Annotated in this window: 7 protein-coding genes and 5 pseudogenes; 5 read left to right on the top strand and 7 right to left on the bottom strand. The window is 58.9% G+C overall.

The window, feature by feature from the left end; genetic code table 11:
• A pseudogene (locus ACZXDY_RS43455) lies at positions 1-472 on the bottom strand (transposase); the annotation flags it as partial.
• 731 nt (positions 473-1,203) lie between these two features.
• Here ACZXDY_RS43455 and ACZXDY_RS43450 point away from each other — a divergent pair.
• From ACZXDY_RS43450 to lspA, 5 genes and pseudogenes are all read left to right on the top strand, one after another.
• Entirely contained in the window at positions 1,204-1,962 is a 759-nt protein-coding gene (locus ACZXDY_RS43450) for an outer membrane protein (protein ID WP_464349721.1), read from the top strand.
• A gap of 251 nt (positions 1,963-2,213) precedes the next feature.
• Positions 2,214-2,492: an arylamine N-acetyltransferase gene (locus tag ACZXDY_RS43445; RefSeq protein ID WP_464349720.1), complete on the top strand. Its 279-nt coding sequence runs from the start codon at positions 2,214-2,216 to the stop codon at positions 2,490-2,492.
• Between the two features lie 22 nt (positions 2,493-2,514).
• Positions 2,515-3,035: pseudogene (locus ACZXDY_RS43440) on the top strand (arylamine N-acetyltransferase family protein).
• Positions 3,036-3,814: 779 nt separating this feature from the next.
• A complete protein-coding gene (locus ACZXDY_RS43435; RefSeq protein ID WP_464349719.1) occupies positions 3,815-4,162 on the top strand; it encodes a Crp/Fnr family transcriptional regulator in 348 nt (115 codons plus the stop codon).
• 220 nt (positions 4,163-4,382) lie between these two features.
• Positions 4,383-4,877, top strand: coding sequence for a signal peptidase II (gene lspA, locus ACZXDY_RS43430; RefSeq protein WP_464349718.1), 495 nt, complete (start codon positions 4,383-4,385; stop codon positions 4,875-4,877).
• Positions 4,878-5,075: 198 nt separating this feature from the next.
• On the opposite strand, the gene ACZXDY_RS43425 is transcribed toward lspA, so the two are convergent.
• The 6 genes and pseudogenes from ACZXDY_RS43425 to ACZXDY_RS43400 form a co-directional block, all read right to left on the bottom strand.
• Positions 5,076-5,753, bottom strand: a complete 678-nt coding sequence (locus ACZXDY_RS43425) for a cytochrome-c peroxidase (RefSeq protein WP_464349717.1) — start codon at positions 5,751-5,753, stop codon at positions 5,076-5,078.
• Positions 5,750-6,139 (bottom strand): cytochrome-c peroxidase, encoded by a 390-nt coding sequence (locus tag ACZXDY_RS43420; protein ID WP_464349716.1) that lies wholly within the window; start codon positions 6,137-6,139, stop codon positions 5,750-5,752. The genes ACZXDY_RS43425 and ACZXDY_RS43420 overlap by 4 nt, the downstream gene beginning before the upstream one ends.
• 1,008 nt (positions 6,140-7,147) lie before the next feature.
• Positions 7,148-7,352 (bottom strand): annotated as a pseudogene (locus ACZXDY_RS43415) (response regulator); the annotation flags it as partial.
• 16 nt (positions 7,353-7,368) lie between these two features.
• A pseudogene (locus ACZXDY_RS43410) lies at positions 7,369-8,189 on the bottom strand (sensor histidine kinase); the annotation flags it as partial.
• A 90-nt stretch (positions 8,190-8,279) separates the two neighbouring features.
• Positions 8,280-8,516, bottom strand: a pseudogene (locus tag ACZXDY_RS43405) (PAS-domain containing protein); the annotation flags it as partial.
• Positions 8,517-8,680: 164 nt separating this feature from the next.
• Complete coding sequence (locus ACZXDY_RS43400; RefSeq protein WP_464349715.1) at positions 8,681-9,109, bottom strand: GAF domain-containing protein; 429 nt, start codon at positions 9,107-9,109, stop codon at positions 8,681-8,683.
• Between the last annotated feature and the right edge of the window lie 258 nt (positions 9,110-9,367).

The raw sequence follows: 9,367 nt of genomic DNA, 5'->3' as shown, positions 1-9,367 counted from the left end.
GCGCCATCCGCCTCGCCATCTTGGCATGCGTGAAGTTGCGGTCGCGGTTGTTCACCGCCTTGAACTTGCTGCCGTCGGTTGCGACGCTTGGGGTCTGCCCATTTGCCGGCATAGGGCAACGAACTTCGCACAAACCTTCCGGATCGCCGCGCCATTGTCCTTCCGGAAATCGGCGATCGTCTTGTGATCGGGAGCCAGGCGGCCGATCAGCCACATCACCTCGACATTGCGGCACGCCTCACGTTCCAGGCGCCGGCTGGATTGCACCCGATTTCAGGAGGACTGCCGGATGATAGGAGGGCCGGCCCGTCTCCTTCGCGATCACGCGCTCAAACCCCATTCCATGCAGGTCGAGCGCCTCGACGAACGCATCGATCACATGGACCGCGTTGTCCTCGCTTACCCAATCCTCCAGCCATTCCGGCAACAGCGTCAGCTGGGATCTGTCCGCGCCTTCAACGAATCGTCCCATCCGTATCCCCCAATCAGGAAACGGAGGAATCGTAGCCGCCTCGTGGCTTTTCACACAGCCAGGGTCAATCGCGTCACTTTTCGCCGTTCGCCGGATGTCCGCTCGTGCCCTGGCAGCGGCGGAATAGCGGACATCCTCCAAGCGCTGCTTGGGGCCAGGAACAGACTCATGCACCGCAGCAAAATCAGCCGGAGGTCCCGGCGCTTCCAGCCGCAACGCCTCCAGCCGCAAGGGCGCTGAAGGATAAGCCCGTGCTACGCCTGCCGGCGTTTCGTCAAAAGTGCGGATGAATTTCCCGGTCGCTGGTCTACTGCCGCGATCACACGTGGCCACCACATTGAGATCAGCGCCGGCCGCTGGCCCGACCACATCCGGCTGTCGGACGTCGAGCCCGACTTTAAACCGCCTGCGGCAAGCGTGGCGCGGAGGTGCGGCCGAAGTTTTCGCAGGCACGCATGGGCACCGCCTAAGCAAGATTCCGTCGGTTGACCAGGGGATGCGTCTTGAAATGCCGCCGCCCTTAATGAGGCGCGTCTGGCACAGATTGCATAACCATTGCAACAGTAGCTGCCATTTTTCCCGAAACAAAATCCAAGTGTTGCGCTTGGGGCACGGCCTTCGAGTGTCAAATCACCTATGCTCGTCAGGTGGCATGGGGAGTTAGGACCCAACTGCCGCAATTAGTTTCAACGGCCGTCCGATCCAAGCAACGCCGTAAAATGGGGACCTATATGAAGAAATTTTTGCTGGGCACTGTTTGTTTGATTGCACTCGGGGCATCCGTGCCGGCACTGGCCGCTGACATGGCCGTCAAGGCGCCGCCACCGCCTCCGCTTCCGCCGGTCTACAACTGGAACGGCTTCTACGTCGGCGCCAATGCCGGCTGGGGCGAGAGCCGCAATTGCGCGGATTTTGTCGATGCTTTCGGTAACCCGTTCCGTGACGGGTGTCATGGCCAGTCCGGTGCCGTGGTTGGTGGGCAGATCGGGTATCGATGGCAGTGGGGGGGTGGCTGGGTGTTCGGCCTGGAGGCCCAAGGAGATTGGACTAGTATCAACAGTACGCGCGCCACCTTCATCGACCCGCTGGTCTCGACCCGCGCGAGAACCGATGCCATCGGCCTTTTCACCGGCCAGATCGGCTATGCCTGGAACACGTCGCTGCTGTACTTCAAGGGTGGCGGGGCGCTGACGAGCAACCGTTACAGCATTCTCGACACGCTTACCGGCATTGACTTCGCCGCTTCTAATTCGACCCGCTGGGGCGGTAGCGTGGGTGTCGGATACGAGTACGGCTTCGCACCGAACTGGTCGTTCGGTGTCGAGTACGACCACCTGTTCATGGGCCATGCGAACAATTCGTTCTCGGTGGTCAATCCCATCGTTGCCGGCGCGCTCAATCGGATCAGTCAGGACGTGGATATGGTCACCTTGCGCGTCAACTATCGCTTCGACTGGAGCGCTTACGCACCACCGGTTGCCCGTTACTGATTTTCCCGAACTCCAGCCAACTCAGCCCCGGCATTCGTCCGGGGCTTCTTTCTTGCCGGCGCTCGCGGTTGCTCGGCGATGGCTGAGTACGGAGCCTTGAGACGAAGGGCACGCCGATTTGTTGCTTGAAAGAGGTTCAATCAACCGCCTCTTTCGCCGTGTCGACGCTTGATGATGAGCGGTGTTGAATTTCCGCCGGGCGTTGTCGTTCGTGTCAGACGCGCTAGTGCAGCACCCGCGGCGCGACCGCGATGGTCGTGGTCAGCACCTCGACAGCGTCGCCGCTACCGGGCGCCAGCAACAGTCGACTGATTTTCGCGCACTCTCATTCAATCGCGTACGAAACGCTGGATATCATGCTTGGGCACCCGCCCAAGCTGGATGTGCCTACGCTTCAGCGCAAGATGATTGCGAACAGGCGCGGCGGATATTGCTTCGAGCAGAACATGCTATTTCGGCCCGGATTGCGGTCCTTGGGTTACAACATCACGAGCCTGCAAGGGCGCGTCGTACGAGGAACTGGAGCTTGATGCGCCGCGTCCGGCGATCCACATGCTATTGAAAGTCGAGCTGCCGGAGGGGAGTTATCTTGCGGATGTCGGCTTCGGGAACCTTGCTCCGACCAGCGCGCTCCTTCTTGCCCCGCAGATCGAGCAAGAAACGCCCACGAGGTCATGCGATTTATCGACGTTGAAGGCGAGTTGACGCTTCAGGCGCGGCTCAAAGATGGCTGGCAACACATCTACCGCGTCATTCCTCACCCACGCTACGATGGCGAATACGAGATTACCAACTGGTACACGGCGACGCACCCGGAGACGCCATATCAAGGCAATATCATCGTGGCGAAGCCGGGACCGAACAGGAGCCGGATCACGATGTACAACGCGCGTGTCACTGTGCGCGACGCAGACGGACACGCGGAGAAGCGCTGGTTGGTGACCGAGAGGGAGTTCAGCGACGTGCTGCGCGGCGAATTCGGACTAAACATGTCCGACCAGCAGATCGAGGAGTGCGTCGCGGTTATGAAGGCGAAAGGAACGGGAGACGCTCCGCATCCATTCTTTGCTTAGGCCTTCAGGTTGGCTTTGGGTCAATCGCTACCCGTCGTCTAAAGTCGCGCCGGCCGTCAGGTTCGCAGTGATACGAAAGCTGACCTAATTCCAAGATTCCAACCAGGGGCATCGGTCGACGCACCGGTCCAAATTTTAACAATTGTATGACACCCGGAATGCGCCAAAGGCCAGCTGACCTTCATATTCGACATGGGTGGAACCGAAGATCGGTGCTACGCAACGCCGGTGGAGAAGAGCACCTTTTGCAGCTTGCGTATTTTCGCGCTGCAACTGCATCGAGACTGCCGTTTGCACTGACTCTCTTCCCTTACTCTCCGCGCTCATGTCGCGGGCGCAAGCCCCTAAAATTGATCCGTTCGTGTCGATGAGGACTCACGCTTGAGCCGACATCCGGTTGGAATATCCGAATTTGCAAGTGAGTTGGATCTCAACGCGAGTAGCGACAGCAGATCTAAACATGTGTTAAGGCCGCCGCTTCGCGCCGCCCGGGATGAAGTGCCTCACCGCGGGTCATCTGCAGTGACGCGTCCGGGCGGAATGCCCAACTGTTTCCTGGCCACACTGCCGCTATCGGATCTCGATCTGTTGCGGCCCGCGCTGGAGACGGTCGCGCTCGATCAGGACGCGATCCTTGCGCGAGCGGGGGACGAGATCGACTATGTCTTCTTCCCTCACAGCGGCGCCATCTCGCGATCCCCGCGTCGCGATTTCGCGCCGCTTTCAACCGGAGCCCTACGATCCGGCACGCGGTCCAAATGCACGGCAGGGCGATGCTGATGCAGTTTCAGCTGGGCGCGGCCTGCAATGCACTGCATCCGGTCAAAGACCGCATGGTCCGATGGCTACTCCATTTTTGCGACTGCATCGACCACGACGTTCTTCCGCTCACCCATGAGACCTTGTCGCAAATGCTCGGTGTGCGACGAACGACGGTGACGCTCCTGATGCGCGATCTGCGCGCATCAGGAGCGATCAAATCTGATCGACGAGGCCAAATCGAGATCGATCGGTTGCTGCTCGCGGCCGCGGCGTGCGAATGCCACGGCAATATGCGTCTATCTCATTGGCCGTGCCAGATGAAAGGCGTATCCTCTGAAGAGAAGCGTGGTTTTGCATCACAGTAAATCCAGTTTCCCATGTCGCAGATGGGTCAAAGGCCGCCTTGGCCCGCTCGCATCACCCTGTTCAGGTCCCCTACGAGAAGCGGACGTTGCGACGCTTCGGGCTAAGGTCAGGCACGGCCCATCAGCGGATATTCACGGGTCGCCTGTTCAGCATGATCTGATACAAGACTATCGGGGATGGGCCAGACCCCGTGGCCGGGATCGCGAAACGAGGAATTTGGTGTCAAACAGCCGCCTGAGCACGGGCACGATTGCTTTAGCCATTGCATCTGCAATGCTTGTTCTCGATCAGTTTACTAAGCAGTGGGCACTTCTATCTCTGGGCACCGTTGGCAGTACGATCAAAATGGCTGGCCCCGTTGACCTCACGCTCGTGTACAATCGGAGCTACGCATTTGGATTGATCCCCGATTACGGCGAGTTGTCTCGTTGGGCGCTCATTTCTTTAGGTCTGGCTGTGGCTGCAATCTTGCTGAAACTTATGTTGCATCAGTCAACATCGATCGTGAATGCACTTGGGTTCGCGTTCATCAGCGCGGGAGCGCTTGGAAATGCAATCGATCGTGTTCGACTAGGAGCTGTCGTCGATCTCTTCGATGCATCGAAGCTTCGATTCGTTTGGGTTTTCAATGTCGCGGACGTTTCGATAGATATGGGGATCGGACTAGTTCTATTAGCGGCGCTCGTGCCCGCTTTAGCCTTCTCGCACCGTTGAGTGCGCCAACGAAAGATCACTTATCCCTCGTCCGCTAGGGTCAAAATGCGAAGAACTCAGAGTAAGCAAATCTGGCCCGCTCCGCACCAGTAAGCGGACCTCAATGAGGGGTATCGCCACTTCGCTGACGGGTCAAAACTGGACTCTTGCGCCGTGGCTCAGCTCAGATCGCAGCTACGACAATCGAGGCGAATACAATTAGAACGGGGGCGGCTTAGGCTGCGTGGGCTTCGGGCCGAAAGCCCGCGCCGTATCCCGTTGAGAACGGCTCACTCTGGATAGAGCGACTTGCCGTGCATATTCCTGGTCACCGATCAGCTTGTATTGCGGGCTTGTCAGTGAGGCTAGAAACGCCACCACGTCATCGATCTCCGGCTCGGTCAGCGCCAACGGCTGCATGTCTTTGTCGAGCCGTGGGTTGGTGATTCCATCGCCCTTGTTGTAGTGATCCATGACATCCCAAAGTGTTTGCATCGACCCGTCGTGGAAGTAAGGCCCGGTCACGAGGACATTTCGCAGGCCCGGCGTCTTGAACGACGCGATATCACTCTGCGCCTTCGTAATGAGGAAGCGTCCGAGGACCGACATCTCGCTCGTGATCGCCGCTGTATCAATAACCCCTAGATGTCCTTGCGCCAGCTCGCGCTCAGCCTGCTGCGCCAAGGGGCCCACGCGGTGGCGGAGGATGCCGATGCCGATATTGTGAAAATCGTTGTCCATGAAGAGAGTTGTATCCGGCTGGTTGTCCGTCAAAGCGTGGCAGAGGTGGCAACGGGCCTTGGCGTTGAGCAACCCCCAACCGCGCTTGGCCGAGTCGCTGATGGCGTTGGCGTCTCCGGCGACGAAATGGTCGAAGGGAGAATCGAAGGAAGTCAACGTCCGTTTTCATAGGCTGCAATGGCGCTCAGCATATCCTGCTCGTTCACGTCCCGGCCGAAGGCTTGCATGAATTGAGTCTGATAGGCCTTGTCACCGGCGATCCTGGACACCGCATCGCCGATACTGGCCGAGCCCATCTCAAACGGATTTGTGATCGGCAGCGCAGCCTGCTGCTCTAGCGTATTGACCCGGCCGTCCCAAAACTGCGTCTTGTTATAGAGCGCATTCAAGATGGTTGGCGCGTTGCGTTGGCCGACGTGACCATGGATGCCGACTGACACGGGCCTGCCGTCGGTGAAGGCTTGCGCCGGATCGTGGCAGGTGGCGCAGGCTACCGTACCGTCGCCTGAGAGCCGAGGCTCGAAGAACAGCGTCTGACCCAATGCGACTCTGGCGGGCCTGAGCGTGGACGGCGAGATAACATAGTTGGTCAAAGCCGTGGGGAAGCCGACCTGAGTTGGTAAACGGGCTCGGCTAAAGGGCCCGGTTTGGGCAGAGGCGGTGCCTGGCCCGGCGCCAGCGCGGGCGGCGGACCGACGCCGGCGTCTTCCTCAACGGCCCGCGCAGCAACTACCGCAAATATATACAATAGGAGCAATAGTGCCGCGAGGGATGATCTGGCGCACATCCGATGTGTCTTTGCTCCGGAGGTCAACATCTTCGCACCTCGCTAGCAGTAGGCACCTCATAGCAGCGGCAGGCGCTCGGTGGCCGCGCTGCCGCACGGCCGAGCAAGTTAATCCGCTTCATGTGTCCCCAGCCACGCACGGCTTAACGGCAGCACTATAACACCTGGTGGAGGGGGAAATAGTCATTGCCATGAGCCGGACCGGCCGGCCCGATGTCGCACATGGGCCAAAGCTGAAATCATTATTCAATCAAATGGAAACGCCGACGCATTTCTCGTTGAACTGCACTCATGGCGCGATCCGCAAGCCGCCGTTTTGCCTTTCCGTACAAGGTCACTCGCACTGAGAACCTTCCGCTGTCCTGCCGGATGATCTGAATACCTCCGATGGTTTCGCACCCCGGCCAATGTCTGACTGCATTGAGGCACTCTTTCCGCAGAGCGGCATAGCTGAGGCCAGATGTAACCGGTTTCGTCATTTGAGCAATCTCGCTCGAGCACACAGCGAAGATATCACTTGCTTGGATCGGATTGCCGATGGCTTAGCTGAATTACAGAAGTTAAGTCCAAAAGGGCGAAGCTGCCGTGAGTTTCCGCTCGCGGTTCGAGCTGAGGTCGCGGAATCATAGATTCGTGCGGATGTCGCAGTTGGGCCATAAGCGGCGGTCGAAGTGAGCACGGCGCCGCGTCCGGTCCACCGCGGACACCGGTCATTCACAATGGCCGCAGCCTTGTTCGGCTCAGAGCGGCCATTAGCAGACCAAGCCGTCCTCTCCATGCGCTGGTCGATTTCTTGGCGCAGAAGGACGAAGTCGATCGGCTTGGTCAGAAAGCCTGCCGCTCCGCGTTCGGTTGCTTTTTCCCTGTCGCCTCGTCGCCGTAGCCGCGCGCAGGTCGCGCCTGAAATGCTGGCGGAACATGCTTTCGACATCGGGTTCGTCATCGACGACCAGAATGTAAGTGCTCAACGAAGCCTCCCGCGGCCTATTGCGCGATGTTGGTCCGTGGCAACGTGATCGTGAACTCGGTGAACACCCCTGGCTCGGAATGGACGTCAATCGTGCCGCCGTGCTGTTTCACAACGATGTCGTGGCTCATGGAGAGACCTAAGCCGGTGCCCTTCCCCGCGGGTTTAGTCGTAAAAAACGGATTGAATATCTTTTCTTTTAACTCGGGCGGGATACCAATACCATTATCCCGAACACGGATTTCAACCTTGTCAACTAGATTCTTTGTCGTGACGCGGAGCGTCGGCTCGAAGCCGTCAGCAATGCCAGTGGCACGTTTGGAGGTCGCATAAAATCCATTGGAGATCAGGTTGAGCAGGACGCGTGTGATCTCCTGAGGATAGACGTCCGCCATTCCCGTGGCGGGGTCGAGGTCGCGCTGCAGAGTAATGCTGAAGCCTTGCTTCTCGGCGCGGACACCGTGGTATGCGAGATTGAGACTCTCGTCGACGAGCGCATTGATGTCAGCAGAACGATGTTCGCCGGAACCTTCGCGAGAATGCAGCAGCATGTTCTTGACGATGGAGTCGGCGCGCTTGCCGTGCTGCACGACCCGTCCGAGGTTGTCCTTCAAGGTGCCAGCCAGCTCTTCGACTTCCTCGCGGACCTTGCCAGGCAGTGTGACTAGCTTGAGTACGTCGCTCAACTCGTCGGTCAACTCGGATGAGACTGCGGCAAAATTGTTCACGAAGTTGAGCGGGTTCTTGATCTCGTGCGCAATGCCCGCGGTCAATTGGCCGAGCGCCGCCGTCTTCTGTGCATGGACCAGGTCGCCTGCGCCGCCTGCAAATCGCGCAAGGCCGACTCAGCACCGTCTCGCGCTGCGCGAATGGCTTCCTCGGCACGCTTTCGCTCCGTGATATCGGCGTAGATCAGTACGAAGCCACCGCCCGGCACCGGATTACGGCGCACCTCGATGACCCGGCCATCGGGTCGCGTACGCTCAATGCGCAGCTCCTGCCGGAGATCTTCGTTAGCGAGATCGGCAGAGTACTCGCCGCGATCCACGAGATAGCGGAAATAGTCGGCGTAGCTCGGCCGCTGGGCGAGGAAGGCGTCGGGCAAATCGAGGATCGTCTGGAAATTGCGGTTCCACGCAACAAGGCGCGTGTCAGCGCCGAACATCACAACGCCATCGCCCATATTATCGAAGGTGACGCGCAACTCGCCCTGGCGCTCGCGCAATTCGCTGAGCAGCCGCGTGTTCTCATTGGCGATGACCGCTTGGGCAGCAAATGTTTCGACCAGTTCAATTTGCTTGGCGTTAAATGGTATTGGTTGGGAGCGCGTCAGCGACAATGCTCGATTGAATATCCGTCTCGCAATAAGGGCACTGCGAGATTGGCTCGGAAGTGCCCAAGTTTTTGCGCATCAAGGAACGTATATTCCGGATCAGTGAGAACGTCGGGAATATTTACCGTCTTGCCTTCGAGCGCTGTTCGTCCAACAGCTGTCCCGCGTCCGGGTATAATGGGATGACTTTCGTGAAACTGCCGGAATTCCCGTGAAAAACCGTAAGACGCCGTTGCTTTATAAGTCGAACCTTCACGCCGAAATAAGAGCCCTCGGTTAGCTTTGCACAGGCGCGCCGCCGATTCGACCAGCGTATCGAGCATGGCTTGCAGGTCAAAGGTGGATCGGCTGATGCCCCTGAGCAGTTCGGCGGTCGCAGCCTGCTGCTCCAGAGCGTCGTCGCGTTGGCGCCTCCGGCGCTCCACGAGTTGTTCCTGCGCGTTGTCAATGGATGAGTGTGCCGCCGGCGCCTTGCCAGCCGCCCTAGGCTTCTTTGCGCGTTGACCCTTTACGGGGGGTCTCGTTGCACCGCGTCGTAGCATGTCGCTTCCTCACGGCGGCACGTAATCTTACCAAATCCTGGGTTTCGCGCCATGACGAGAAGTTCGCTAGACTGTATGTCCCCTCCACAAAATGAGGCGACTCACCCTCAATGTTGCGACGAGGGTTGCCTGGATGGACCG

The organism is Bradyrhizobium sp. LeoB3 (genome assembly GCF_055456055.1).
This window is presented reverse-complemented; position numbering and strand designations above follow the sequence as displayed.